Here is a 25,151-nt window from a genome sequence, read left to right as displayed (position 1 = left end):
CGACACAATGAATGCATTAAGCCCCGTTATACGTCCCGCGCCGATCACGGCACATCTCACCCAGCGCAATCCAAAAATCCTGCTTGGCGGTAAACATCAGCCGACGCTTTTGCGTTACCTCGATGGCTGGCCACGTCGTACCGGTGGGCCTGCTGCCTTCCTGATTCAGTTTGTCGACGACGGCGAGTCACTGGCTCGGTTTGCCAACGACAGTTTCGATCTGGCGGTGATTCTGGCACCCAACGCCGAGGATGCGCCGGAAGTGATCAGGCAGCTGACTCGCGTGGCTCGCCAAGGGCTGATTACCCGTCGCTGAGATTCAGAGCGCTGCGGCTCAGAGCGCCGCGGCTCAAAAATACTCGATCGCCACGATATACACGCATTGTTCACCGGTCGGTGTCTGGACCCGTACTTCGGCGTCCAGCGCCTTGCCGATCAAAGCGCGCGCCAACGGTGAGTCGATACTGATCAGGCCTAGTTTCAGATCCAGCTCATCCGGCCCGACGATGCGATAGCGCGACTCCTTGCCGTCTTCATCTTCAATCGTGACCCACGCGCCAAAGTAAACCTTGTTGGGATCGCTGGGTTTCTCACTGACAACCTTGAGCGCTTCCAGGCGTTTGGTGAGAAAGCGCACGCGACTGTCGATCTCGCGCAGCATCTTTTTGCCGTAGGTGTACTCGGCGTTTTCCGAGCGATCGCCCTGTGCCGCCGCCTCGCTGACCGATTGCGTCACTTGCGGTCGGCGCACATGCCAGAGTTCATGAAACTCGGCCCGCATCCGCGCTTCACCTTCGGGGGTGATCAGCGCGGTGCCAGCGGTGCGGGGAGGGCGATAACGGCTCATGGCGACTTCTTGTGGTTGAATGCGTGATCAGAGCGCTTGAGTTTATCAACCCTCGCGCAGAACTGTCAGGGGGCTGGCGTTCAAGGCGCGGCGCGTGCCGAACACACCGGCGCCGCCGATCAGTACTGCACCGATCAGTGGCAATACCAACAGCCATGGATGCGGGTGCCAAGGCAGGTCGAAGGCATAACGGTAGAGCACCAGACTCACCAGTTCCGAACCCAGTGCCGCCAACAACCCGCTGACCGCGCCGAGCAGGCCGAACTCGATCCGCCGGGCCCTGACCAGCAACTGTCGCTCGGCACCCAGCGCTCGCAGCAATGCACCTTGGCGAATGCGTTCATCCAGCGTTGCCTGCAATCCGGAGAACAACACCGCCATCCCCGCCGCCAATACAAACAACAGTACGTATTCCACCGCCAGGGTGACCTGGCCGAGGATGCTGCGCAGCTGCGCGAGCAAGGCTTCGACTTGCAGAATGGTCACTGCCGGAAAGCTGCGGGACAGGTCGACGATCTGCTGATCGTGACCGGCAACCAGATAGAAACTGGTCAGGTAGGTGGCCGGCAAGTCCTTCAAGGTGCCGGGCTGGAAGATCATGAAAAAATTCGGTTGGAAGTTGTCCCAGTTGACTTCCCGCAGGCTGGTGACTTTTGCCTCCCGATTGACCCCGCCAACAGTGAACACCATGTGATCGCCGAGCTTGAGCTTGAGGCTTTCGGCGACTTTACCTTCCACCGATACTCCGGGTATTTCATCCGCTGGTTGCTGATCCCACCAGTTGCCGGCGGTGAGCTTGTTGCCCACCGGCAGGTCGGCCGCCCAGGTCAGGCTCAGGTCGCGTTGAATGGCTCGATCACCGGCCGAATCCTTGCTGACGATGTCCTGCACCGGTTCGCCATTAACGCTGATCAGCCGTCCCGGCACCACCGGGTACAGCGGCGCCGATTGTGCCGACAACTCCATCAGTCGATCGGTAAAGGCTTGCTTGTCCGCCGGCAGAATGTTCAGGGCGAAATAATTCGGGGCATTTTTCGGCAACTGGTTTTGCCAGGTGTCGAGCAGTTCGCCACGCAGCAAAGCGATCAATGCCATGGACAGCAGAATCAAACCGAAGGCCAGGGCTTGACCCGCCGCCGCCAGTGGATGGCGCAGCAGTTGGCCCAACCCGAGGCGCCATGGCAATGAAGCGCGCGCCAGCATCTGGCGCAGGCTCTTCAATAGCAGCAACAGCAAACCGCCAAGCACCAGTGCCGCAATCACACCGCCGCCGAGCAGGGCGAAGGTCAGCAACAGGTCCAGGCTCAAGCGCCACATGATCAGGCCGAGGGCGCCCAATGCCGCGCCATAGACCATCCAGGTGCTGGATGGAATCGGCAGCATGTCGCGACGCAACACGCGCAGCGGTGGCACTCGACCCAAAGCTGCCAATGGCGGCAGGGCGAAACCGGCCAGCGCGACCAGCCCGGTGCCGATCCCGGCGAAGGCCGGGAACAGACCCCCGGGTGGAACATCGGTCGGCAGTAAATCACGCAGCAGCGCAAACAGCCCGAGCTGTGCCAGCCAGCCGAGCAGGGCACCGCTGATGCTGGCGAGCAGTCCGAGTACGGTCAGTTGCAGACTGAACAGCACCATGGTTTCGCGACGGGACAGACCCAGGCAGCGCAGCAATGCACTGGCATCGAATCGGCGAGTGGCGAAGCGTGTCGCCGACAACGCCACCGCCACACCGGACAACAGAACCGCCACCAGACTGGCCATGTTCAAATAACGTTCAGCCTTGCCCAAGGCGCCGCCAATCTGTCGATTGCCGTCCCGGGCATCCTGTATGCGTTGGTTGGCCGCCAGCCCGGGTTTGATCAGTTGACGATAGGTTTCCAGCGCCTCGGCTTTGCCGCGCCAGAGTTCGCGGTAACTGACCCGGCTGCCGGGTTGCACCACACCGGTCGCTTCAAGGTCGCCAAGGTTGATCAGCACCCGTGGCGTCAGGCTGTAGAAATTGCCGGCGCGATCCGGTTCGTAGGTCAGCACCCGCGCCAGCGTCAGGGTTTTCATGCCGACATCGATGCTGTCGCCGATCTTCAAGTCCAGTGCGGTCAGCAGTCGCGCTTCGACCCAGGCTTCGCCGGGTTTCGGACCGCCACCGGGTTCTTCCGGCGCGAAGGGCGCTGGGGCGCTTTTCAGTTCACCGCGCAACGGGTAGACGTCATCGGCGGCTTTGATACTGGACAGCTGAATGCCGTTGTCGGTAGCGATGACGCTGGAAAACTCCACCACCTGAGCGTGCTCAAGGCCCAGCTCCGTGCCGCTTCTGACCTGCTCGAGCCGCGCCGGTGAGCTACCTTCGAGCACCAGGTCGGCGCCGAGAAATTCGGTGGCGCGCAGCATCATGGCGCCGTTCAGGCGGGCACCGAAGTAACCGATGGCGGTACTCGCTGCTACGGCCACCAGCAAGGCGAAGAACAACACGCGCAACTCACCGGCGCGGGCATCGCGCAACAGTTGGCGGATGGCGAGACTGAACAGGCGCAACAGCGGCAAGCGTGCCATCAAGGCTCCAGAGGGGCGACCAGCAGGCCGGCTTCAAGGCGGATCAGGCGCCGGCAGCGATGTGCCAGGCGTTCATCGTGGGTCACCAGCACCAGGGTCGTGCCGCTTTCCTGGTTGAGTTCGAACAGCAGATCGCTGATGCGCTCGCCGGTATGGCTGTCGAGGTTGCCTGTGGGTTCGTCGGCGAACAGCACGTCGGGCTCGGCGGCGAACGCCCGGGCAATCGCCACGCGCTGCTGCTCACCACCGGAGAGCTGGCGCGGTGAGTGGGTCAGGCGCTGGCCCAGACCGACCCGTTGCAGCAGTTCGGTGGCGCGCTCGCGGGCGTCTTTGCGGCCATCGAGTTCCAGCGGCAGCATGACGTTTTCCAGGGCGTTGAGACTGTCGAGCAGCTGAAATGATTGAAAAACAAACCCCACGTGCTCGGCGCGGATGCGCGCGCGCTGATCTTCATCGAGATTGCTCAGGCCTTGCCCGGCGAGGGTGACTTCGCCGCTGCTCGGCAGGTCGAGGCCGGCGAGCAGGCCCAGGAGGGTGGATTTGCCAGAACCGGAAGCGCCGACGATGGCCAGGCTATCGCCCTTGTTCAGTTCCAGGCTGAGTTCGTGCAGGATAGTCAGTTCACCTTCCGCGCTCGGAACCACTTTGCTGAGGTTCTTCGCGGTGAGAATGCTTGCGCCCATGGAGAATCCGATGCGAGTGTGGTTTTTGAGTGCTGGCCTGGCCTTGATGTGCATGGCCCAGAACGCAGCGGCGGGTACAGTCCTGATCGTTGGCGATAGTATCAGCGCCGGTTTCGGCCTGGATACCCGCTTGGGGTGGGTGTCATTGCTCGAGCAACGGCTCAAGCGCGAAGGTTTCGACGATAAAGTGGTCAATGCATCCATCAGCGGCGACACCAGTGCCGGAGGCCGGGCGCGCCTGCCGGCGCTGCTTGCAGAGCATAAGCCTGCACTGGTTATCCTCGAGTTGGGGGGCAACGATGGGTTGCGCGGAATGCTGCCAACACAATTGCAACAAAATCTTGCGTCGATGATCGACAGCTCCCGCGCCAGTGGTGCCAAGGTATTGCTACTGGGTATGCAACTGCCACCCAACTACGGTGTGCGTTACACCCAGGCCTTTGCCGAGGCTTACACCAAGGTAGCCAGCGAGAAAAAGATCCCGCTGGTGCCGTTTTTTCTCGACGGTGTGGGCGGTCATCCGGACCTGATGCAAGGCGACGGACTGCACCCGGCTGCGGCCGCTCAGGACAAGTTGCTGGAAAATGTCTGGCCGACACTGAAACCGCTGCTTTGACGCTTTTCTAGCGGCGGTGTTTCGGCTAAGGTGGCGCCCCCGATTTGGAGCCCCCGATGCCGCGTCCTGCCTGGTCCCTTTTTGCCTACCAACTGATCGAGCCTGACGAACAGCTGGATCTGTTCGCCTGCCAGGAAGTGCGGGTGCATCTGGTGACCCGTCAACTGGAGTTGGGCGGCTCGGCGGACCGAACCTTGTGCGGCAGCCTGTTGCCGGCGCAACCGCGCTGGTCGAGCGTTGACCGCACCGTGTTCCAGGACCAGCGCCTGTGCTCGCTGTGCCGGGCCATTCTGGAATCGCAAAAACGCGGCACCTCGCCGATCTGGCCTGAGTTGCGGTTCGAGCTTTAGATCCCTGGGGTGAGGGGCTCCCTCCCCACAGACAAGCTCCCCACAGGCAAGCCCCTCACCGCCGATCCCCCCAACCACAGGTCTTTACGTCTCCCCGAAATAACGGGCGGCGGTGTACAATCCCGTTTTTATACCCTTGTCGATCATGCGAAGGATTTTCCGGATGTTGCCGCGCTTTCCCGCCGTCACCCGCTGCCTGTCTCTTGCCGCCCTCTGTGTCGCGGGTCCGGTAGCAGCATTGGAGCTACCCCTGCCACCCCCTGGTGAAGACATCATCGGTCAGGTGCAAGTGATCAAGGCCAAGTACGAAGATACCTTCGCCGACCTTGGCACCACCTACGATCTGGGCTATTCGGAAATGGTCGCGGCCAACCCAGGCGTTGATCCATGGTTGCCGGGCGCCGGTACCGAAGTGGTGCTGCCGACGCGCTTCATCCTGCCGCCGGGGCCCCGTGAAGGCATCGTCATCAACCTGGCTGAATACCGTCTTTACTATTTCCCGAAAGGCCGGAACGTGGTGTACACCTTCCCGCTGGGTATCGGCCGTGAAGGCTGGGGCTCGCCGATTGCCCATACCAGCATCGTCGCCAAGACGCCGAACCCGACCTGGACGCCTCCAGCGTCGATCAAGGCCGAGCACGCCGCCGATGGCGATCCACTGCCGAATGTGGTGCCGGCCGGCCCGGACAACCCGCTGGGGCCGTTCAAGTTCACGCTGGGCACTCCAGGCTACCTGATCCACGGTTCGAACAAGAAGTTCGGTATCGGCATGCGCACCAGCCACGGTTGCTTCCGCATGTTCAACAACAACGTGCTGGAAATGGCCAGCATGGTGCCGGTCGGGACGTCGGTACGGATCATCAACGACCCGTACAAGTTCGGCCTCAGTGGCGGCAAGGTTTATCTGGAAGCGCACACGCCGCTGGATGATATGGGCAACCCTTCGGTGGTCGACAAGCACACCGCAGTGATCAATGCGATGCTCAAGCGTGAGGACATCACCAACAACTTGCGCATGAACTGGGATGTAGTGCGTGATGTGGTTGCCGCTGAAGATGGTCTGCCGGTGGAAATCGCCGTGCCGAATGCATCGGCGTCGATGGTAACGAGTGCACCGATCGACCTGCAGCAATAACCCGTTAAAGCAACCCGCCGATGCAGGCCGCATCGGCGGGTTTTTTATGGCCTGCAGAAACAGCGGGCAATAAAAAAGCCGACCCAAAAAATGGGTCGGCTTGATAACAATCCCGAAGGACTATTACTTGCGGCTAGCTTTTTCCAGCATGCGCAGAGCACGCTCGTTAGCTTCGTCAGCAGTCTGTTGTGCTTTTTGAGCAGCAGCCAGAGCTTCATCAGCTTTACGGTAAGCTTCGTCTGCACGAGCCTGGGAGCGAGCTGCTGCGTCTTCAGTAGCAGTCAGACGTGCTTCGGTTTCTTTCGATACGCTGCTGCAACCGGTAGCCAGAACTGCGGCCAGAGCCAGAGCAGAGAATTTCAGAACGTTGTTCATCGTGTTCCCCTTCAAGGACTTTCTATTAAGTAGCTGTCTCCTCAGAGTGAGGAAATAGCCGGCGTACATACTACCCATTACTTGTAGTAAGTAAACTGACGTAGAGCAAGAAGCAAAAAAAATTGTAGGCGTTGATTCTTTTTCGAGCAACTTTTAACTGCATTGTATAAAAAATATCCAGCTGCGAGGCCCGAGCTGAGCGAGCCGCCGAGGAAAAGTTCCCGGTGTCGGCAGCTGTTTTTCAGTCTCGACTAAAGTCTGTCTAGATGGAATCGTCCACACTTTTGTTCGGATTTTGCGCAGCGGCTCTCATATCTTTATCCATGTTGAGGTGACTTAAACAGAGGGCGCTCGTCTTATGTCTCAATATCCGGCAATGTTCAGGCCTGAACTCGGGAGTATCCCGTTCGAGCCACCCCTGCATTACCCCAGGCAACACCCGCCTGCCAGCATGACGAGCGTCCCTTGAGCATTTCTGCCAATGGTGCCTACTATTTGATACGTGCTCGGTTTCGCGAGATTGGTGTTGCTCTCTCGGTGTCCATTCAGGCACGGGGTGGCGTAGATGTTCCTTCGCCGGAAAAACATCGGTAAGGTAGGGGTCAGAATTAAAGACCCGCGAGGAGTAGTGATGAGCGAGGCGTTGTCCATCCACCATGACCAGGCTGGTCATCAGTTCGAGACCACTGTGGACGGTTATCGTGCCTACCTGACCTATATGGATCTGGGAAAACAGACCCTGGATATTTATCGTACCTTCGTGCCCAACGCGCTGCGTGGTCGCGGCATCGCGGCGGCGTTGACCGAGCAGGCACTGCAATACGCCGAGGAAATGGGCTACACAGTCATTCCATCGTGTTCCTATGTGGAGCGCTACATGGAGCGTCACGCGCGGCATGCAGCCAAGCTGTGAATAAAGCGAGCGCATAAAAAAACGCCAGGTTTAAGCCTGGCGTTTTTTTATGCGTGAAACGAAACGGCGATCAGCTGCGATTGCGTTTAGGCAGCACGTCCTTGAGCTTGGCGTGCATGCTGCGCAAGGTGTTTTCGGTGGCGGTCCAGTCGATGCAGGCATCGGTGATCGACACGCCGTATTGCAGGTCGGCGAGGTCTTTCGGGATCGCCTGGCAGCCCCAGTTCAGATGACTTTCGACCATCAGGCCGATGATCGACTGGTTGCCTTCGAGGATCTGGTTGGCGACGTTCTCCATCACCAGCGGTTGCAGGGCCGGGTCCTTGTTGGAGTTGGCGTGGCTGCAATCGACCATGATGTTCGGCTTGATCTTCGCTTTGTTCAGCGCTTGCTCACAGAGCGCGACGCTGACCGAATCGTAGTTCGGTTTGCCGTTACCGCCGCGCAACACCACGTGACCGTAGGCGTTGCCCTTGGTGGTGACGATCGACACGCCACCTTCCTGGTTGATACCCAGGAAACGGTGCGGGCTGGAAACCGATTGCAAGGCGTTGATGGCCACCGTCAGGCCGCCATCGGTGCCATTCTTGAAGCCGACAGCCGAGGACAGGCCGGAAGCCATTTCACGGTGAGTCTGGGATTCGGTGGTGCGTGCGCCGATCGCCGACCAGCTGATCAGATCCTGCAAGTATTGCGGGGAGATCGGGTCGAGGGCTTCGGTCGCAGTCGGCAGGCCCATCTCGGCCAAGTCCAGCAGCAACTGACGACCGATGTGCAAACCATCCTGAATCTTGAACGAGTCGTCCAGGTACGGATCGTTGATCAAGCCTTTCCAGCCGACGGTGGTGCGTGGCTTCTCGAAATACACGCGCATGACCAGATACAGGGTATCGGACACTTCGGCCGCGAGCACTTTCAGGCGCTCGGCGTATTCGTGGGCAGCCTTGATGTCATGGATCGAGCACGGCCCGATCACGACGAACAGGCGGTGGTCGGTGCCATCAAGAATGTTGCGAATGACTTCGCGGCCTTTGGTGACGGTGCGCAGGGCAGCGTCGCTCAGAGGGATATCACGCTTGAGCTGATCGGGAGTGATCAGGGTCTCGTTGGAGGCGACGTTAAGGTCGTTGATCGGTAAATCAGCCATCGTTTACTCGTCAGGTCACGGGTGCCGGCCGCCAGCGAACCCGCGCGGCGGAGCACAGCAAATTAAGCGCGTCGGGGAGCTGAACCTTAGCGCGTTACACCGTGGCTCGACAATGGGCAGACACCGGTTTTGCTACGCAAATGCCTTGCGAACCGTGTCGTGGGAGAACTCGTTGGCGTGCAGCTGGACCCATTCGAGGGCCAGGGTCTGGTTGCTCAGCTGTTCGCTTTGGGGTTCGTGCTGACGGCAGTAACGTTCGATCTGGCAAACCTGCTCGCCCATTCGCGCACTGAACAGGGTCTGTTCATCGACGAAGGCGATGCCCACCAGATAGCTGCGTTTTCGTCGCAGACACCAGGCAACATAGCCCAGGTAACAGATCGTGGTGCTCAGGGTGGGCATGCGCACTTGAAGTGCGGTGCCCCTTCGCCATCCGCGGTGGTAATTGCAAGCCATGCCGCCGAGGCTGATAGTGTGCAGCTCTTGCCGCGAAATGCACTCATGTTTGAGCAACGTCAATTCGACGGGTACATCGTCAGGATGAGGAAGATAACGTCCCATGAACACGGACTCCCTGTGTCGGCCATCTGACATCGTTTCTCCCAGTATAGTGGTCGAATCGGAACTGACTGATTTCGACGCCGACCAGCGGCTGTTGGCGATGAACGGTATTTCCCTGGTGATCTTTACCAGCGTCGGCTGCGCCAGTTGCCGTTTTGCCCGTGAGCAATTGCCCACGTTCGATCTGGCGGTCGATCGACTGTGCTGGATCGATGCCGGGAACAATGGTGGCGTGGTCGAGCGTTATCGGGTCTTTCATTTACCGGCGCTGTTTGTGGTGCGCGACGGTGAGTTTTTTGGGGCCCTACAATCACGTCTGACCCGAACGGCGCTCAACGAGGCCGTGGGTCAGGCGCTGAGTCGACAAGCAGAGGAGTTGCCATGACAGATACAGTGGCCAAGCCGACAATCGGCATTATCGGAACCGGCGCGATCGGTGGTTTCTACGGGCTGATGCTGGCGCGTGCTGGCTTCGATGTGCACTTTTTGTTGCGCAGTGAGTTTTCAGCGGTGGCTGAGCGCGGCTTGCATCTTGATCATGCGTCATTGGGCCCGCTGGTTCTGAACCCGGTCCAGGCTTATTCGTCGGCTGCCGACATGCCGCCATGTGACTGGCTACTGGTGGGCACCAAGACCACCAGTAACGCGGACCTGGCACCGGCCATTATTCAAGCGGCGGCACCTGATGCCAAAGTGCTGTTGCTGCAAAATGGCCTGGACGTCGAAGACAGTCTGCGCGAGTTGCTCCCCGATTCGCTGCACCTGCTCGGCGGGCTCTGTCTGATCTGCGTCCATCGCGCCGGCCCAGGGGTCATTACCCATCAGGCGCTCGGTGCCGTGAATGTCGGCTACCACAGCGGCCCCGCCGCCGATGAACAGGCGCGCATGAACATCGTCGAGGAGGGCGCCGGGCTGTTTCGCGCCGCCGGCATCGACGCCCAAGCCATGCCGAACCTGCATCAGGCGCGCTGGCAGAAACTGGTCTGGAATATCCCCTACAACGGCCTGTCGGTGCTGCTTGGGGCCAGCACCACACCCTTAATGACGGATGCCGACAGCCGCGCGCTGATTCAGGCATTGATGGCCGAAGTGGTTCAGGGAGCCAAGGCCTGTGGTCACGACATGCCGCCGGGTTACGCCGATTATCTGTTCATGATGACCGAGAAAATGCCCGACTATTGGCCGAGCATGTACCACGACTTCCTGCACAAGCGACCGCTGGAACTGGACGCGATCTACACTCGGCCACTGGCAGCGGCGAAGGCGGCGGGATGTGAATTGCCGCGAATCGAAGCCTTGTATCACAGCTTGAGTTTTATCGATCGACGTAATCACTGAGTCGGTCAAAAGGAGAGGGAAGGGCATGGCAAATGGCATAGACGACAAACTGGTGTTGGCGATTTCTTCGCGAGCACTGTTCGACTTGAGCGAGAGCCACAAGGTTTATCTGTCGAGCGGCGTCGAGGCCTATCGGCAATACCAGATCGAACACGAAGACGAAATTCTCGAGCCCGGCGATGCGTTCCCGTTGGTCGAAAAACTCCTGAACCTGAATGCCAGTCTCGGCCGTGCCCGGGTCGAGGTAATCCTGGTGTCGCGCAACAGCGCCGACACCGGCCTGCGGGTTTTCAACTCGATTCATCACTATGGTCTGGCGATCTCGCGGGCGGCATTTGTTGGCGGACGCAGTCCTTATCCGTACCTCAAGGCCTTTGGCTGTGACCTGTTTCTTTCGACCCATTCCGACGATGTGCGCAGTGCGCTGGATGCGGGTTTCGCCGCAGCGACTATTCTGTCGGGCGGTGCCAGTCGCGCTGCCAGTGATGAGTTGCGCATTGCTTTCGACGGTGATGCGGTGCTGTTTTCCGATGAGTCGGAGCGGGTCTATCAGTCGGGAGGCCTGGCGGCGTTTCAGGCCAGCGAGCGTGAGGCCGCCCGCGAGCCTTTGCGCGGCGGACCGTTCAAAGGCTTCCTCGCAGCGCTCAACCTTTTGCAGCGCGAGTTCCCCGATGATGCCTGTCCGATCCGCACCGCGCTGGTGACCGCGCGTTCGGCGCCGGCCCATGAACGGGTGATCCGCACCTTGCGCGAATGGGATATCCGCCTGGACGAGTCGTTGTTCCTCGGCGGTTTGACCAAGTCGGCTTTTCTCGAAGCCTTTGCCGCCGACGTATTTTTCGACGACCAGGCTGGCCATTGCGAGCTGGCCCGCGAAGTGGTCGCCACCGGTCACGTGCCGCATGGCATCAGTAACGAGCCGTCGATTTAAAGCGCCGCGGTTCAATGCGTTGCGTCAGACGCCGCACTCGCCACGGCACTGCTAAGCTGAATCAATCTCCGCCATGTTGGCATTAAAGGAGGTCCCAATGATTCATTCGATGCTGTATGCCACCGACCTCGGTCTGTATGCACCTTTTGTGATGCAGCATGCGTTGGCACTGGCTCGAACATTCAATGCCGACTTGTATGTGGTGCATGCGGTTGAGCCGATGGGGTTGTTCGCCGAATCGGTGCTTCAGAGTTACCTCGATGAGCAGGCCTTGAACGAGTTTCACAGTCAGGGTCTGAATACGGTGATCGCCAATATCGAGCAGCGGGTGCTCGACAGTTTTCGCGAAGAGCTGGGGGATGAGGGGGAGCAAGACCTGGAACGGATTCGGGCAGTGCGGGTGCTGCAGGGCGATCCGGCGCAGGTGATTCTCGACCAGGCGCAGAAACTCTCCGTCGATTTGCTGATCGTAGGGAGTCACAGTCATGGTGCTGGCGCGGACACGCCATTGGGCCGAACCGCTGCGCGCGTGTTGCAACTGTCCAGGGTGCCGGTCTATCTGGTGCCGCTGATGGAACGTCGCCGCAAAGGGGATCGCTAGGACACGAATAATGGCATTTTGATAAAAAAGTTCTAGATTTATTAATCAAACCATTAATATAGTTATATACCGTCGCTGATGCCCGTGGCGTCTACTGCTTTGAGGGATTCATATGAAGCTTCAACAATTGCGCTACATCTGGGAAGTGGCGCACCACGACCTCAACGTTTCAGCTACAGCCCAAAGCCTCTACACCTCGCAACCGGGCATCAGCAAACAGATCCGTCTGCTGGAAGACGAATTGGGGGTCGAGGTTTTCGCCCGCAGCGGCAAGCACTTGACCCGGGTTACCCCGGCCGGCGAGCGCATCATCACCACCGCTGGTGAGATCCTGCGAAAAGTTGAAAGCATCAAGCAGATCGCCCAGGAATTCTCCAACGAGAAAAAAGGCACCCTGTCGATCGCCACCACGCACACCCAGGCGCGTTATGCGTTGCCACCGGTGATCAGCAATTTCATCAAGCAATACCCGGACGTTGCCCTGCACATGCATCAGGGTTCGCCGATGCAGATCGCTGAGATGGCCGCTGACGGCACCGTCGATTTCGCCATCGCCACCGAAGCGCTGGAGTTGTTCGGCGACCTGGTGATGATGCCGTGCTACCGCTGGAACCGCTGCGTGGTCGTGCCTCAGGGCCACCCGCTGACCAAGCTGTCGAAGCTGACTCTCGAAGCCTTGGCCGAATACCCGATCGTGACTTACGTGTTCGGTTTCACCGGTCGTTCGAAACTCGACGAAGCCTTCAGCCATCGCGGCCTGACACCGAAAGTGGTGTTCACCGCGGCCGACGCCGACGTGATCAAGACTTACGTTCGTCTGGGCCTGGGCGTGGGCATCGTGGCGAAAATGGCGGTCGACACCAAGCTCGATAGCGACCTGGTGGTGCTCGATGCCAGCGAGTTGTTCGAATCCAGCATTACCAAAATCGGTTTCCGTCGCGGCACGTTCCTGCGTGGTTTCATGTGCGACTTCATCGAGAAATTCGCTCCGCACTTGACCCGCGAAGTGATGGCCAAGGCCATTCAGTGCCACAACAAACAGGAACTGGAAGAGCTGTTCGACGGCGTCGAACTGCCGGTGCATTAATCGTTTTTTCTAGATCACCTCGGTGACAGAAAACTGTTGCCGAGCGCCCGCCACCAGAATCTCCACTTCATCCCCTTCGAACTTGCCCAGCAGGCTTTTGCCCAGTGGCGAGCGAGGGGTGATGACGGTAATCAGTTGCCCCACCATATCAACCTTCAGCCCGGCCGCGTCGGGGGCCAGGAACAGCCATTGTTCGCGACCCTTTTCGTCTTCCAGACCGAGCAGGGCACCGACTTCGATACCGCGCTGATCATCATAAGGCCGCAGTGTCAGGTTCTGGCAAAGGGTCAATGACTGCCTGATTTCTTCCACTCGTTTGGCCTGTCCGGCCGCCAGGTAAGACGCCTCCAGCCCCAGAGTGTCGTACTTGTTTTCGGCTATGTTTTCTTCGTGGGTCGCGGTTTCGTAAGCGGTTTGCGCGGCCCGCTCGGCGATGTCGAGATCGATCCGCAGCTTGTCGATAATCAGTTGGTGGACGGTCGGCTTGTGCATAGAGAGCTTCATGATCAATCGCAGAATTGCAGGACATTGGCGCGGCTTTTTTCGCTCGGCGCAGTTTGATTTTGCTGCAGCCAGAACTGGCATTTTGGATTGGACAGATTGTGTTTGCTGCTTCTGGCCTGTTCCACCATTTGCTGCTGTTCATTCCTGCGCAGATGGTCCTCGTACTGCTCGAACATCGGGTTCTGTGGGGCGGGTTGCTCAATCACCGGTGGCTTGGCCAATTGTTCCACCGCCTGAGCCAAGGGCGCCAATTGCTCGTTGAACAACAAGCGCCAGGCGAGCCAGCAAGTCAGTGCGATCGCGATGAATCCCAACCACAAACCGAGGGCAATACTGCCGGTCAGTTGCAGCGCATTAAACTGGATCGGCAAGGGACGGCGCGGGTTGGGACGGTAGGGCATTACTGCCTCCTGGCGGGTGGTCGCGGGTAAGTGGCGATTGTCGCATGAAGATTAATCGCCGTCGGCTCTTCTGCGCGGGGTAATTTATGCGGACAATCGGCGCCTTTGCCAACGGGAGCCTGGAATGCCTGAAATGAAAACCCGCTGGGATATTTTTTGCACTGTGGTCGACAACTTCGGCGACATCGGTGTGACCTGGCGCCTGGCCCGACAACTGGTGGCCGAACATGCCGTGACGGTGCGCTTGTGGGTCGACGATCTGCGGGCCTTCGAGCGTTTGTGTCCGCAAATCGATATCAACGCTTCGCAGCAGTGGCAGCAGGGCGTCGAGGTGCGACAGTGGTCGGCCGACTGGCAGCCCACCGAAGCCGCTGATGTCGTCATCGCCGCGTTCGCCTGCCAGTTGCCGAGTGCTTATATGGAGGCCATGGCCGAACGGGAAAAGCCGCCGCTGTGGATGAACCTCGATTACCTGAGTGCCGAAGACTGGGTCGTCGGCTGCCACGGCTTGCCGTCGGTGAAGTACAAGAACGTGCAGAAGTTCTTTTTCTTTCCGGGCTTTCGCAAGGGCACCGGTGGCTTGCTGCGTGAAAGCGGATTGCTCGAGCGGCGTCGGCAGTTTCAGCAAAGTCCGCAAGCTCAGCGAGAGTTCCTGCAAGGCTTGGGGATTGATCGCGCGCCGAATGCACAGCTGATCTCGTTGTTTGCCTACGAAAATACCGGGCTGGCGAGTTGGCTCGACGCGATGTCGGCCGACTCGACGCCGACTCATCTGCTGGTACCCGAAGGCCGGATTCTCGGCGACGTCGAACGCTGGCTCGGGGTGGACGGGCTGAAGGCCGGGGCGGTGCATGTGCGCGACGCCTTGACCGTGCAAGTGCTGCCGTTCGTCCGACAGGATCAATATGACCTGCTGCTGTGGAGCTGCGATTTCAACGCCGTGCGCGGCGAAGACTCCTTTGTCCGCGCTCAATGGGCAGGTCGTCCGCTGCTCTGGCACATCTATCGGCAAGACGAAGATATCCATCTGGACAAGCTCGATGCTTTCCTGGTCCTGTACACCCAAGGCCTGTCCGAGCCTGCCCGCGAGGCGATCAGTGGTCTATGGCGGGCATGGAATGCAGGTGAGACAATGACGGATCACTGGAAATCGACCCGCAAACACTGGCCTGAACTGGAAAAACATGCCGAGACATGGTGTCTGGAACAAGCCTTGCAGGCAGATCTTGCCGCAGCGCTGGTACAGTTTTATGTAAATTGGATATGATACGCGGCCTAGATTTTTGTAAATCCCATCCAAATTCGGATATTCGCAATGAAAACTGGTAAAGAACTGAAACCCGGTACCGTGATCCGTCTCGAAAACGATCCTTGGCTGGTTCAGAAAGCTGAATTCACCAAGTCGGGTCGTAACAGCGCGATCATGAAGACCAAGCTGAAAAACCTGCTGACCGGTTACAAGACCGAGATCGTTTACAGCGCCGACGACAAGCTGGACGACGTAATCCTCGACCGCAAAGAAGCGACCCTGTCCTTCATCAGCGGCGACACCTACACGTTCATGGACACCACCGACTACACCATGTACGAGCTGAACGCTGAAGACATCGAAGCCGTTCTGCCTTTCGTTGAAGAAGGCATGACCGATGTTTGCGAAGCGATCTTCTTCGAAGAGCGTCTGGTTTCCGTAGAACTGCCGACCACTATCGTGCGTCAGGTTGACTACACCGAAGGTTCCGCTCGCGGTGACACTTCCGGCAAGGTGATGAAGCCTGCCAAACTGAAGAACGGTACCGAGCTGTCGGTTGCTGACTTCATCGAAATCGGCGACATGATCGAGATCGATACCCGCGAAGGCGGTTCCTACAAAGGCCGTGCTAAATAAGCACAGCTTCAGGAATGAAAAAGCCCGACCATTGAGTCGGGCTTTTTTGTGGGTGTCAGAAAGATTCAAGCCAGTTGCATAAAACCCTGTGGGAGCGGGCTTGCTCGCGAATGCGGCTTTACATTCAACACAGATGTTGACTGATCTACCGCTTTCGCGAGCAAGTCGAATCGTCGCACCGCCGCTCCCACATTTGTCCTGCGTTATTTCTTCAGATGTTGCTTGAGTTCTTCGGACGCTTGCAGCATCGCCGAATGCACCGCGGGTACCTGGCTCACTACGTTGAGCAAACCATAGTCGTGGATCATGCCGTTGTAGCGAACCGCCGTGACCGGTACCCCCGCCTCGTCGAGTTTGCGGGCGTAGGCTTCACCTTCATCGCGCAGGACATCGGCGCTGGCCGTTTGCACCAGCGCGGGTGGCAGACCCTTGAGTTGCGCGGTGGTCGCTCGCAGTGGTGAGGCGTAGATCTCGTTCCGTTGTTTGGCGTCGGTGGTGTAGTTGTCCCAGAACCACTTCATCATGTTTTTGGTGAGGAAGTGCCCTTCGGCGAACTGGTTGTAGGACGCCGTCTCGAAGCTGGCGTCAGTCACCGGCCACAACAACACCTGGAATTTGATCGCCGGCGTGCCTTTGTCTTTGGCCATCAGCGCAACCACGGCTGCCATGTTGCCACCGACGCTGTTGCCGGCCACGGCCAGACGTTTGCCGTCGACGTTGATCTCTTTACCGTGCTCGGCCACCCACTTCGTCGCGGCGTAGGCCTGGTTGATCGCCACCGGGTAATGCGCTTCTGGCGACGGGGTGTAATTGACGAATACCGCCGCCGCGCCTGAACCCGTTACCAAGTCGCGAACCAGCCGTTCGTGGGTCGGGAAGTCCCCCAGCACCCAACCACCGCCGTGAAAGAACATGAACACCGGCAGCTCGTCTTTGACTCCGGCCGGCCGAACGATGGTCAGACTGATCGGTTGGCCGTCGACCTGGATGGTCTTCTCGCTGACATCGGCTTTGGGCAGCGTCAGTTTCACCCCGGCCTGCGCACCCACCAACACCGCACGGGCTTCGGCAGGGGTGAGCTGTTCCAGCGGTTTGCCAGTACCGGCATTCAGTACATCGAGGAACGCCTGGGTGTTGTGTTCAACCCCATTGCCTGCGAATGCACTGTTGATGGACAGGGCGAGAAGAGTACCGGTCAAGACTTTGCTGAAGGTGTTCATGTTCATTTCCTGTTCGACCTTGGAGTCAGCGGTTAGACGGTAACGTGCAGGCGCACATCGACATTGCCACGGGTGGCGTTGGAGTACGGGCAGACTTGGTGGGCGGCTTCGACCAGGCTTTGTGCATCGGCTTGCTCAAGACCCGGCAGGCTGATGTGCAGGTCGATGTCCAGACCGAAACCGCCAGGGATTTGGCCGATGCCGACATGCGCGGTGATCGACGCGTCGTCCGGGATTTTGCGTTTGGTCTGGCTGGCGACGAATTTCAGCGCGCCGATGAAGCAGGCGGAGTAGCCGGCTGCGAACAGTTGTTCAGGGTTGGTTGCGGCGCCGCCAGCACCACCGAGTTCTTTCGGCGTGGCGAGTTTGACGTCGAGGATGTTGTCGCTGGAAATCGCACGACCGTCACGGCCGCCGGTGGAGGTTGCGATTGCGGTGTAGAGAGTTTGCATGGTGTGAGCCTCATTCGAGTTTGGGTGTTTTGCGCTAAATGTTTGCGCGCTAAGTAAGTGCGACATGAATGTAGCTCGCTAATATTTAGTGCGCAAGATAAATTTTGAAGAAAATTTGACCCGAAGTGAACGTGCTCGACTAAAAGTATTGAGTTAGAGCTGTCGAGGCGGGATTTTTGCGGGGAATTTTTTTCGAGGAAGGGAGGCGAACGAGAGGGAAAGGACACCACAAAATAAATGTGGGAGCGGGCTTGCTCGCGAAAGCGGACTGTCAGCCAGCACTAATACTGAATGATAAACCGCTTTCGCGAGCAAGCCCGCTCCCACAGGGGATCTGGGGTGTTTTGAGGTCAGAGGCTGTCTTGCAGATGACTACGCAGTGCTTGAAGATCCGCTTGCAGCTTCTTCAGCTGTTCCATCGTTTGTCCGCTGGCGCCGAGGACGCACTGGGGAACGCCCCGTGCCTTGTCTCGCAGCGCTCGGCCTTGCTCGGTCAGTTCAACAATCACCACCCGTTCGTCTTCACGGCTGCGGGTGCGGCTCAGCAGGCCTTCGGCTTCCAGACGCTTGAGCAGCGGGGTGAGGGAACCGGGATCGGTCAGCAGTCGGGTGCTGATTTCGCCGACCGTCAGCCCATCTTTTTCCCACAACACCATCATCGCCAGGTACTGCGGATAGGTCAGGCCCAGCGCTTGCAGCAGCGGCTTGTAGACCTTGGTCATCAGCAGCGAGGTGGAATGCAGGGCGAAGCAGACCTGATTGTCCAGCAGCAAGTCGTCGCAGTTATCCGGGGTGTTGCGCTCGGTGTTCATTTCAAAGCCTTGATCAGTGATCGTCATGAATCTAGCGGGCGAATCTTTAATGCGCCAGATAATTCTGGACTAGTGGCGGTCCAGGTTGGTTTGCAGCGCCAGATCCCACGGCGGGATGGGGCTGAAACGAGTCTTCAGGTATTCCAGCAACAAGCGACTTCGCGAACTGGGTTGCTGTTCCAGGCGCAACGCATAAATACCGGTGCTTTCCGGTTTTGGCAGACCATTTTCGCAAAACAGCGGCAGCAGTTCGCCGCGTAATAAATATTCGCTGGCCAGCCAGGTCGGCAAATGCGCGATGCCCAATCCGGCCAGTGCGCCGCAGACCAGCGCCTCGGCATTGTTGGCGCTCATGCGGATTCGCGCTGGCCGGTGCAAATGCATCTGCCCATCTCGCTCGAAGCGCCAGGCGAAGGGCGGAGCCAAGCCTTCCCAGTCGAGGCCATCATGGTCGACCAGCTGCGCAGGGTCGGTCGGCACCCCACGGCGTTGCAGGTAATCGGGGCTGGCGCAGGCGATGCGCACCATGCTCGCCAGCGGCGTGGCCACCAGCCGGGTGTCGGCCATTTGCCCGGCTCGCAGTACCAGATCGACCTTGCCCAGGTTCGAGCCCTGCATGTCGACGAAGCTGTCGATCAGGTGCAATTGCACATCGAGGCCGGGGTAAAGCGTCAGGAAATCGGCAATCACCGGCGCCAGGTGTCGGCGTCCGAAGGCTGCCGGCGCATCCACTCGAATCAAGCCTTCCGGCGCACTGCTAAGAGACACCGCTTCCGCCCGGGCCAGGCGCAGTTCAGCGACGATCCGCCGCGCACGCTCGGCAAAAGCCAGACCGGCCGGGGTCGCGCGCACGGCATGGGTGCTGCGAATGAACAACTGGCTGCCGACGGCGCTTTCGAGGCTGTCGATGCGTCGCGCCACGGCCGAAGGCGTCAATGGATGGCGGCGGGACGCGGCGGAAAAGCTGCCGCTTTCCAGCACATCGAGAAACAGACCAAGTTGTTCGGTCAATTGATTGGGGTTCATGGTTTGTCGGCGCTTATGCGAAATTGGCACAGCCATTGTGCGTTGCTGTGCGTTTCCCCGCCAGAGCCGACTGAGTAGGATGGACAGCCTCACAAAAGGAAAATCGCCTGTGATTGAGTTCATGTTGTATCTGGTTTTTGGAGCAGCCCTGGGAACCCTCGGCGGCCTGTTCGGCATTGGGGGCGGATTGGTCGCGATCCCGCTGCTGGGCGTGTGGTTCGGTCTTTATCAGCAGATCGCCCAAGGCACGGCGCTGGTGATGGTGGTGCCGAACGTGATGCTGGCGTTGTGGCGCTATCACCAGCGCAATCGCATCGAATTGCGGCATGCGCTGCCACTGGCCTCGATGGGGTTCTGCTTTGCCTGGATCGGTTCGATCTGGGCGGTGGGTATCGATGCGCAAACCATGCGGCTGAGCTTCGTCGCTTTTCTGATCGCGCTGTCGGCCTACAACCTGATGCGAATGTTCACCACCAACGCACCGGCCTCTTCGCAGATGCGCTATTCCTGGCCGTGGCTGGGCGTGCTCGGCGCAGCTTCCGGGGCAATGGGCGGACTGTTTGGAGTGGGCGGGGCGGTGGTGGCAACGCCGGTGTTGACCAGCCTGTTTGGTACCACTCAAGTGGTTGCCCAGGGATTGGCGCTGGCGCTGGCGTTGCCGAGTACGGGCGTCACCCTGGCGACTTATGCGGTGCACCATCAGGTGCATTGGGCGATCGGTGTGCCGTTGGCGATTGGTGGATTGATGAGCATCAGTTGGGGCGTGAGAATTGCCCACGCATTGCCGGAGCGGCTCCTGCGCGGGCTGTTCTGTGGTTTTCTGGTGGTCTGTGCGGTGATGCTCGCGTTTAAAGTTTGAAGCCTTCGACGATGTGCTCGGCCAGGCATTCGGTGATCGGTGAAGGGTTGTTCAGGTTGCGGATCAACATGATGCTGGCTTCCGGCAACAGCGGCAGGTCTTCGTTGGCGCCGAGGATGCGCATGTCCGGGGTGATCAGGCTTTCCAGCTGCGCGGTGATCGCCAGGCCCGCGCTGACCACGGCCATCAACGCCGACAGGCTGGAGCTGTTGTAGGCAATCCGGTAGTCGCGGCCCATGGCGTCCAGGGCATTGCACGCCCAGAGGCGGCAGAAACAATCACTGTTGAACATCGCCAATGGCAGCGGCGTTTGTTCATGGGCGTTGAAGCATTGGGCTTCGGCCCAGACAAAACGCTCCTTGCGCAGCAGCTGGCCAATCTCGTTACCCGGCTCGCGGGTGACGATGGACAGGTCCAGGTCCTGGCGCTGCAACAGTTGCCGGGTCGATTCGCAGTGAACCTCGATCTGGATCAGCGGGTAGAACTGCGCGAAGCGCGACAGGATGCCCGGCAGAAAGCGCATGACGTAATCATCGGGCGTGCCGATGCGCACCGTGCCGACCATATGCGGCTCGCGCAGGGTATTGAAGACTTCGCTGTGGAGTTTGAGGATGCGCCGCGCATAGCCCAGCAATACCTGGCCTTCGGCGGTCAGCTTGACCTGGCGCCCGTCGCGTTCGAACAACTGGCGCTGCAACACGTCCTCTTCCAGGCGTTTCATCTGCATGCTCACCGCCGACTGGGTGCGGTTGACCATTTCACCGGCACGGGTAAAACCGCCCAGATCGGCAATCGCGACGAAGGTGCGCAGTACATCGGTGTCGATACTGGGGTAGGCGGACATTCATCAATCTCCGAGATGTATGCCATCAGAAACATTCGTTGGATTGATCTTATCGCTGGCGCGAGACTTGAGCCATCCCTAAAGGAGGGCAATACGATGAAAGGTCACAACGAGCATGTAACGGAACAAAAATTCTCAATCCACGCGGTATCCGATCTGCTGCACAAGTTTAGTCGCTGGTACGAACTTCACCGTGAACGTGAAATGCTGGCGAGCTTGAGCGACGAAGCACTGAAGGATATCGGCGTGAGCCGTGCGGATGTGGAGCATGAGACGGTAAGACCGTTCTGGGATGATCCGATGCATAAATGATGATGCCATCGCTACACAAACCACTTGCGGGTGAGGTAGGTTGCGAGCAGACAAGGAGATGCTCATGCCCGCCACACTGTCTTTTTCCCTCAAACAGGCTCGGCGTCTGGCGCTGGCTGCCCAAGGGTTCAACGGGCGCCAGCCGCCAGCAGCGATCAAACCGGTTCAGCTCAATCGGCTGATCGAACGCCTGGGCATTCTGCAGATCGATTCAGTCAATGCGTTGGTGCGTTCGCACTACCTTCCCTTGTTTTCCCGTCTTGGCAATTACTCATCCGACTTGCTCGATCAGGCTGCCTGGAGTCAGGGCCGGCGACGCACGTTGTTCGAGTACTGGGGCCACGAAGCGTCGTTGTTGCCCTTGTCGATGTACCCCTTGATGCGCTGGCGCATGCAGCGTGCGACCCGCGGCGAAGACATCTATCAACAACTGGCGCGTTTCGGTCGTGAGCAGCAAGACACGATTCGCCGCGTTTTGGCGTCGGTTCAGGAACTCGGTGCGCTGGGTGCGGGCAGCTTGTCGACCCGGCAGGAGCGAGCAGGGCCGTGGTGGGACTGGAGCGCGGAAAAGCATGCGCTGGAATGGTTGTTCGCTGCCGGTGAAGTGACCGTGGCCGGTCGGCGCGGGTTCGAACGGCTTTATGATTTGCCGGAGCGGGTAATTCCTTCGGTGATACTTCAACAGCCTTTGCTTAGCGAGGCCGAGGCTCAGCGCGGCCTATTACTGCACGCCGCCACGGCTTTGGGTGTCGGTACGGAAAAGGACCTGCGGGATTATTTTCGCCTGAGCCCTGCCGATAGCCGGCCGCGTTTGGCGGAGCTGGTCGAGGCGGGTGATCTGCTGGTGTGTGAGGTTGAAGGCTGGCGGCAACCGGCCTATTGCCTGGCAGAGCCGAAAGTACCGCGCAAGGTCGAGGCCAGTGCACTGCTTTCACCCTTCGATTCGCTGATCTGGGAGCGCAGCCGTACCGAGCGATTGTTCGATTTCCGTTATCGGTTGGAGATTTATACGCCGCAGCACAAGCGCATCTACGGCTATTACGTACTGCCGTTTTTGCACAATGAGCGGATTGCCGCGCGGGTCGATTTGCGTGCCGAGCGAGCGTTGGGTCGGTTGGCGGTGCATGCCGTGCATGAGGAAGAGCCGGGGCTGGATGAGGTGGGGATGTCGGAATTGGCGGTTAATTTACGGCAGATGGCGGACTGGTTGGGGCTGGCGCAGATTCAATTGAATTGCCCGCGGGCGAGTGCGGCGCGGTTGCGGGTGGCATTGGCACAGATTGAGGGTGATTGAGCTGACGTCTTCGCGAGCAAGCCCGCTCCCACATTTGGACTGCGGTCAACTGTGGGAGCGGGCTTGCTCGCGAAAGCGGTGTATCAGGCAATCAAAGAATTACTGACTCACCGCCGAACCTGCTTCAAGGTTTCGGCAATCAAAAACGCCAATTCCAGCGACTGATCGGCATTCATCCGTGGGTCGCAATGGGTGTGGTAACGGTCCGACAAGCCATCCTCGGTAATCGGCCGCGCGCCGCCGATGCATTCGGTGACATTTTGCCCGGTCATTTCGATGTGGATGCCGCCGGCATAACTGCCTTCTGCCTCGTGAACCTGGAAGAACTGCTTCACTTCGCCAAGAATCTGTGCGAAGTCGCGGGTCTTGTAGCCGCTGCTGGCCTTGATGGTGTTGCCGTGCATCGGGTCGGAGCTCCAAAGTACCTGCTTGCCCTCGCGTTGTACCGCGCGGATCAGCTGTGGCAGGTGATCGCCGACCTTGTTCGCGCCCATCCGCGCAATCAGGTTCAGGCGACCCGGGTCGTTGTCCGGGTTGAGCACATCGATCAGGCGAATCAGGTCTTCGGGGTTCATGCTCGGGCCGACCTTCACGCCGATCGGGTTATGCACCCCGCGCAGGAATTCGACATGAGCACCGTCGAGCTGACGGGTTCGGTCGCCGATCCACAGCATGTGGGCCGAGCAGTCGTAATAATCGTTGGTCAGGCTGTCGCGACGCACGAAGGCTTCTTCGTAGTTCAGCAGCAACGCTTCGTGGGCGGTGAAGAAACTGGTTTCGCGCAGTTGCGGCGAGCTGTCCATGCCGCAAGCGCGCATGAAGGCCAGGGTTTCATCAATGCGGTCGGCCAAGTGGCTGTATTTTTCGGCCAGCGCCGAGTTGGCGATGAAGTCCAGGTTCCACTTGTGCACCTGATGCAGGTCGGCGAAGCCGCCCTGGGCGAAGGCGCGCAACAGGTTCAGGGTTGCCGTGGACTGGTGATACGACTGCAGCAGACGTTCCGGGTCCGGCACGCGGCTTTTTTCGTCGAAACCGATGCCGTTGACGATATCACCACGGTAGGCTGGCAACGTCACGCCGTTGATGGTTTCATCGTTGGCCGAACGGGGTTTGGCGAACTGGCCGGCCATGCGTCCGACTTTGACCACCGGGCAACCGGCGGCGAAGGTCATGACGATCGCCATTTGCAGCAACACTTTAAAGGTGTCACGAATTTTCGCGGCGGAGAATTCGGCGAAGCTTTCGGCGCAGTCGCCGCCCTGCAACAGAAACGCCCGACCCTGGGTGACTTCGGCAAACTGACGACGTAACTCCCGGGCTTCACCGGCAAACACCAGCGGCGGATAGCTCGCCAAGGTTTGCTCGACGTGCAGCAAATGCGCCGCGTCGGGGTATTGAGGTTGTTGCTGGATCGGCAGGGCGCGCCAGCTGTCAGGGCTCCAGGGTTGGCTCATTGCAGTCTCTAGTGTTTTACGCTCGGACGGTTATGGTATCAGCAATTAGTGCGTGACCTGTTCCCGTCGCTTCGCGGACAATCGCGCCTTTGCCGCGCCACCCACGCGGTCTTATTGCGTTGCCGGGTCACGGTGACGATCAGGAGACGAAATGACTGAGGAGCGCGTCGAGCATCTGCTCGCCGAGGTACAGGATGAGTTCGGCGTGATTCGCGTGCTGGAAGTGGCTGATTACCGTTTTCTGGAGTTCGGTGATGCCATCGAACAGAGCTGCGTGTTCACCGCCGACCCGAGCTGGCTCGAGTACGATTACACCCGGGCGATGCTGATTGGCGCGCTGTGCCACGAACAGCCGGAAAGCGCGCTGTTCCTCGGGCTCGGCGCCGGCACTCTGACCCAGGCTTGCCTCAAGTTCCTGCCGCTGGAAGATGTCGAAGCCATCGAGCTGCGCCCGGATGTACCGCGCCTGGCCATCGAATACCTCGGGCTGGATGACGATCCGCGGCTGTACATTCGCGTCGGCGATGCCTTGGAGCTACTCGAAACGGCTGAACCGGCCGATCTGATTTTCGTCGACCTCTATACCGATGTCGGGCCGGGTGTCGGGCATCTGGCCTGGGGTTTTCTGGAAAACTGTCAGAAACGGTTGAATCCGGGTGGCTGGCTGGTGATCAACCAGTGGGCCACCGACGATGGTCGACCGTTGGGGGCGGCGTTGTTGCGCGGTCTCTATCACCGGCATTACTGGGAATTGCCAGTGAAGGAGGGCAACGTGATTCTGATCGTGCCATCTGAGCTGGATCAGGAACTGGATTTGGATGGGCTGATCGCGCGGGCTGAAGGCTTGGCGCCGCAGTTGGGGTACTCGTTGCAGTCGTTGATCAAGGCGATTCGGCCGGCGACATAAGTCGTTGTCTGTTCTGGCCCCTTCGCGAGCAAGCCCGCTCCCACATT

At 59.3% G+C, this 25,151-nt stretch carries 30 protein-coding genes; 16 read left to right on the top strand and 14 right to left on the bottom strand.

Annotated features, from left to right (window positions below; all coding sequences use genetic code 11):
• The first annotated feature begins 7 nt into the window (after positions 1 to 7).
• Complete coding sequence (locus tag KVG95_RS28630) at positions 8 to 316, top strand: hypothetical protein (RefSeq protein WP_052964043.1); 309 nt, start codon at positions 8 to 10, stop codon at positions 314 to 316.
• A gap of 33 nt (positions 317 to 349) precedes the next feature.
• On the opposite strand, the gene greB is transcribed toward KVG95_RS28630, so the two are convergent.
• Genes greB through KVG95_RS28615 form a run of 3 tightly spaced genes read right to left on the bottom strand, consistent with a single transcriptional unit; the run spans position 350 to position 4,080 of the window.
• Entirely contained in the window at positions 350 to 847 is a 498-nt protein-coding gene (greB, locus tag KVG95_RS28625; RefSeq protein WP_038982199.1) for a transcription elongation factor GreB, read from the bottom strand.
• Positions 848 to 892: 45 nt separating this feature from the next.
• Positions 893 to 3,397 carry an ABC transporter permease gene (locus KVG95_RS28620; RefSeq protein WP_217858824.1) on the bottom strand — a complete coding sequence of 835 codons (2,505 nt, stop codon included), beginning with the start codon at positions 3,395 to 3,397 and terminating at the stop codon, positions 893 to 895.
• A complete protein-coding gene (locus KVG95_RS28615; protein ID WP_007899869.1) occupies positions 3,397 to 4,080 on the bottom strand; it encodes an ABC transporter ATP-binding protein in 684 nt (227 codons plus the stop codon). The genes KVG95_RS28620 and KVG95_RS28615 overlap by 1 nt, the downstream gene beginning before the upstream one ends.
• A 10-nt stretch (positions 4,081 to 4,090) precedes the next feature.
• Here KVG95_RS28615 and KVG95_RS28610 point away from each other — a divergent pair, with 10 nt between their 5' ends.
• From KVG95_RS28610 to KVG95_RS28600, 3 genes are all read left to right on the top strand, one after another.
• The gene (locus KVG95_RS28610) at positions 4,091 to 4,696 is read left to right on the top strand and encodes an arylesterase (RefSeq protein WP_217858823.1); all 606 of its coding nucleotides are present in this window, start codon (positions 4,091 to 4,093) and stop codon (positions 4,694 to 4,696) included.
• Between the two features lie 56 nt (positions 4,697 to 4,752).
• On the top strand, positions 4,753 to 5,046 hold the full coding sequence (locus KVG95_RS28605; RefSeq protein WP_007899882.1) for a hypothetical protein: 294 nt from the start codon (positions 4,753 to 4,755) through the stop codon (positions 5,044 to 5,046).
• Positions 5,047 to 5,209: 163 nt separating this feature from the next.
• A complete protein-coding gene (locus KVG95_RS28600) occupies positions 5,210 to 6,181 on the top strand; it encodes a L,D-transpeptidase family protein (protein ID WP_052964037.1) in 972 nt (323 codons plus the stop codon).
• Positions 6,182 to 6,304: 123 nt separating this feature from the next.
• On the opposite strand, the gene oprI is transcribed toward KVG95_RS28600, so the two are convergent.
• Positions 6,305 to 6,556, bottom strand: coding sequence for an outer membrane lipoprotei OprI (oprI, locus tag KVG95_RS28595; protein ID WP_003172710.1), 252 nt, complete (start codon positions 6,554 to 6,556; stop codon positions 6,305 to 6,307).
• A gap of 631 nt (positions 6,557 to 7,187) precedes the next feature.
• Between oprI and KVG95_RS28590 the strand changes: the two genes are divergently transcribed.
• Positions 7,188 to 7,469, top strand: a complete 282-nt coding sequence (locus tag KVG95_RS28590; protein WP_007899932.1) for a GNAT family N-acetyltransferase — start codon at positions 7,188 to 7,190, stop codon at positions 7,467 to 7,469.
• Between the two features lie 70 nt (positions 7,470 to 7,539).
• On the opposite strand, the gene KVG95_RS28585 is transcribed toward KVG95_RS28590, so the two are convergent.
• Together KVG95_RS28585 and KVG95_RS28580 are read right to left on the bottom strand one after the other, a co-directional pair.
• Positions 7,540 to 8,616, bottom strand: a complete 1,077-nt coding sequence (locus tag KVG95_RS28585) for a 3-deoxy-7-phosphoheptulonate synthase (protein WP_038982203.1) — start codon at positions 8,614 to 8,616, stop codon at positions 7,540 to 7,542.
• Positions 8,617 to 8,748: 132 nt separating this feature from the next.
• The gene (locus KVG95_RS28580; protein ID WP_123723186.1) at positions 8,749 to 9,177 is read right to left on the bottom strand and encodes a PilZ domain-containing protein; all 429 of its coding nucleotides are present in this window, start codon (positions 9,175 to 9,177) and stop codon (positions 8,749 to 8,751) included.
• Between KVG95_RS28580 and KVG95_RS28575 the strand changes: the two genes are divergently transcribed.
• From KVG95_RS28575 to cysB, 5 genes are all read left to right on the top strand, one after another.
• Positions 9,176 to 9,562: a thioredoxin family protein gene (locus KVG95_RS28575; protein WP_123501229.1), complete on the top strand. Its 387-nt coding sequence runs from the start codon at positions 9,176 to 9,178 to the stop codon at positions 9,560 to 9,562. The genes KVG95_RS28580 and KVG95_RS28575 overlap by 2 nt on opposite strands.
• Positions 9,559 to 10,515 carry a putative 2-dehydropantoate 2-reductase gene (locus tag KVG95_RS28570; protein ID WP_217858822.1) on the top strand — a complete coding sequence of 319 codons (957 nt, stop codon included), beginning with the start codon at positions 9,559 to 9,561 and terminating at the stop codon, positions 10,513 to 10,515. Before KVG95_RS28575 ends, KVG95_RS28570 begins: the two co-directional genes overlap by 4 nt.
• A gap of 25 nt (positions 10,516 to 10,540) precedes the next feature.
• Complete coding sequence (locus tag KVG95_RS28565) at positions 10,541 to 11,446, top strand: 5'-nucleotidase (protein ID WP_008075703.1); 906 nt, start codon at positions 10,541 to 10,543, stop codon at positions 11,444 to 11,446.
• Positions 11,447 to 11,543: 97 nt separating this feature from the next.
• Positions 11,544 to 12,047 carry a universal stress protein gene (locus KVG95_RS28560; RefSeq protein WP_052964029.1) on the top strand — a complete coding sequence of 168 codons (504 nt, stop codon included), beginning with the start codon at positions 11,544 to 11,546 and terminating at the stop codon, positions 12,045 to 12,047.
• A gap of 112 nt (positions 12,048 to 12,159) precedes the next feature.
• Positions 12,160 to 13,134 (top strand): HTH-type transcriptional regulator CysB, encoded by a 975-nt coding sequence (gene cysB, locus KVG95_RS28555; RefSeq protein WP_007899921.1) that lies wholly within the window; start codon positions 12,160 to 12,162, stop codon positions 13,132 to 13,134.
• A gap of 9 nt (positions 13,135 to 13,143) precedes the next feature.
• Here cysB and KVG95_RS28550 read toward each other — a convergent pair whose 3' ends face one another.
• Positions 13,144 to 13,626 (bottom strand): GreA/GreB family elongation factor, encoded by a 483-nt coding sequence (locus KVG95_RS28550; protein WP_217858821.1) that lies wholly within the window; start codon positions 13,624 to 13,626, stop codon positions 13,144 to 13,146.
• 14 nt (positions 13,627 to 13,640) lie between these two features.
• Positions 13,641 to 14,039: a hypothetical protein gene (locus KVG95_RS28545; RefSeq protein ID WP_007899919.1), complete on the bottom strand. Its 399-nt coding sequence runs from the start codon at positions 14,037 to 14,039 to the stop codon at positions 13,641 to 13,643.
• Positions 14,040 to 14,163: 124 nt separating this feature from the next.
• Between KVG95_RS28545 and earP the strand changes: the two genes are divergently transcribed.
• Both earP and KVG95_RS28535 read left to right on the top strand, forming a co-directional pair.
• Positions 14,164 to 15,306, top strand: coding sequence for an elongation factor P maturation arginine rhamnosyltransferase EarP (gene earP, locus KVG95_RS28540; RefSeq protein ID WP_217858820.1), 1,143 nt, complete (start codon positions 14,164 to 14,166; stop codon positions 15,304 to 15,306).
• 48 nt (positions 15,307 to 15,354) lie between these two features.
• The gene (locus tag KVG95_RS28535) at positions 15,355 to 15,924 is read left to right on the top strand and encodes an elongation factor P (protein ID WP_007943632.1); all 570 of its coding nucleotides are present in this window, start codon (positions 15,355 to 15,357) and stop codon (positions 15,922 to 15,924) included.
• A 203-nt stretch (positions 15,925 to 16,127) separates the two neighbouring features.
• On the opposite strand, the gene KVG95_RS28530 is transcribed toward KVG95_RS28535, so the two are convergent.
• The 4 genes from KVG95_RS28530 to KVG95_RS28515 form a co-directional block, all read right to left on the bottom strand.
• Complete coding sequence (locus KVG95_RS28530) at positions 16,128 to 17,144, bottom strand: alpha/beta hydrolase (protein ID WP_217858819.1); 1,017 nt, start codon at positions 17,142 to 17,144, stop codon at positions 16,128 to 16,130.
• 32 nt (positions 17,145 to 17,176) lie between these two features.
• Positions 17,177 to 17,596, bottom strand: a complete 420-nt coding sequence (locus KVG95_RS28525) for an organic hydroperoxide resistance protein (protein WP_052964019.1) — start codon at positions 17,594 to 17,596, stop codon at positions 17,177 to 17,179.
• A gap of 350 nt (positions 17,597 to 17,946) precedes the next feature.
• Positions 17,947 to 18,408, bottom strand: a complete 462-nt coding sequence (locus tag KVG95_RS28520; RefSeq protein WP_217858831.1) for a MarR family winged helix-turn-helix transcriptional regulator — start codon at positions 18,406 to 18,408, stop codon at positions 17,947 to 17,949.
• Between the two features lie 69 nt (positions 18,409 to 18,477).
• Entirely contained in the window at positions 18,478 to 19,434 is a 957-nt protein-coding gene (locus KVG95_RS28515) for a LysR family transcriptional regulator (RefSeq protein WP_123723193.1), read from the bottom strand.
• Positions 19,435 to 19,543: 109 nt separating this feature from the next.
• On the opposite strand from KVG95_RS28515, the gene KVG95_RS28510 reads away from it, so the two are divergent.
• Complete coding sequence (locus tag KVG95_RS28510; protein ID WP_217858818.1) at positions 19,544 to 20,293, top strand: sulfite exporter TauE/SafE family protein; 750 nt, start codon at positions 19,544 to 19,546, stop codon at positions 20,291 to 20,293.
• Here KVG95_RS28510 and KVG95_RS28505 read toward each other — a convergent pair.
• Positions 20,283 to 21,137 carry a LysR substrate-binding domain-containing protein gene (locus KVG95_RS28505; RefSeq protein ID WP_217858817.1) on the bottom strand — a complete coding sequence of 285 codons (855 nt, stop codon included), beginning with the start codon at positions 21,135 to 21,137 and terminating at the stop codon, positions 20,283 to 20,285. The genes KVG95_RS28510 and KVG95_RS28505 overlap by 11 nt on opposite strands.
• 96 nt (positions 21,138 to 21,233) lie before the next feature.
• On the opposite strand from KVG95_RS28505, the gene KVG95_RS28500 reads away from it, so the two are divergent.
• Positions 21,234 to 21,449, top strand: coding sequence for a DUF1127 domain-containing protein (locus KVG95_RS28500; protein WP_032835366.1), 216 nt, complete (start codon positions 21,234 to 21,236; stop codon positions 21,447 to 21,449).
• Between the two features lie 64 nt (positions 21,450 to 21,513).
• Complete coding sequence (locus KVG95_RS28495; protein ID WP_217858816.1) at positions 21,514 to 22,743, top strand: winged helix-turn-helix domain-containing protein; 1,230 nt, start codon at positions 21,514 to 21,516, stop codon at positions 22,741 to 22,743.
• 107 nt (positions 22,744 to 22,850) lie between these two features.
• Here KVG95_RS28495 and KVG95_RS28490 read toward each other — a convergent pair whose 3' ends face one another.
• A complete protein-coding gene (locus tag KVG95_RS28490) occupies positions 22,851 to 24,197 on the bottom strand; it encodes a class II 3-deoxy-7-phosphoheptulonate synthase (protein ID WP_008009408.1) in 1,347 nt (448 codons plus the stop codon).
• A 151-nt stretch (positions 24,198 to 24,348) separates the two neighbouring features.
• Here KVG95_RS28490 and KVG95_RS28485 point away from each other — a divergent pair, with 151 nt between their 5' ends.
• Positions 24,349 to 25,104 (top strand): spermidine synthase, encoded by a 756-nt coding sequence (locus tag KVG95_RS28485; RefSeq protein WP_050681929.1) that lies wholly within the window; start codon positions 24,349 to 24,351, stop codon positions 25,102 to 25,104.
• The last annotated feature ends 47 nt before the right edge of the window (positions 25,105 to 25,151 follow it).

Origin of the sequence: Pseudomonas farris, from assembly GCF_019145235.1 — a bacterium.
GTDB classification, from domain to species: Bacteria; Pseudomonadota; Gammaproteobacteria; order Pseudomonadales; family Pseudomonadaceae; genus Aquipseudomonas; species Aquipseudomonas farris.
This window is presented reverse-complemented; position numbering and strand designations above follow the sequence as displayed.